A 499-nucleotide genomic window follows, 5' to 3' on the forward strand; every position below is an offset into this window, starting at 1 on the left:
GGCACTTTTGGCAAAAAAGGCGATAGTGAGGGGCAAACTTTGCGTTTTGATAGTTTTGCTTATCAAAGAATTTGACTTGCAAGCAGATATAAAAGTCTCTTTTAAGTAGATAAAACTTTATTTTATTTACACGATAAAGAATTTTAGCTCAATTTAACTTAAGCGGATTATTTCTTATCATTTTTAATAAGATTTTATACAAATCTTGTCCTTGAATTTTGGTGATGGCTATCTAAATTCTGTTTCTTTTAAATGAAGCAAAAAATTCTCTTTTTTGATTCCCATAAATTTAGCAAATCTATGTTTTGCATAGCCACTTTTGCTTGTAGTTGCAAGTGAAATGAAGTAAAAAAGTTTTCGATTCCATTTATATGATTTCTACCTAACGCAAACTCATTTTTGCTATGTTTGACTCGATAATGTGCTTTTGCACCACTGCTTGCAGTTGTAAGCGTAAGCGAAGCAAAAAATCTACTAGCCCATCATAAGCCCTCCAATC

Annotated in this window: 1 pseudogene; it reads right to left on the bottom strand. The window is 31.7% G+C overall.

Annotated features, from left to right (window positions below):
- Positions 1–148 precede the first annotated feature (148 nt).
- Positions 149–499: pseudogene (locus tag ACWIX0_RS14135) on the bottom strand (hypothetical protein); the annotation flags it as partial.

The organism is Helicobacter sp. T3_23-1059, from assembly GCF_053654515.1.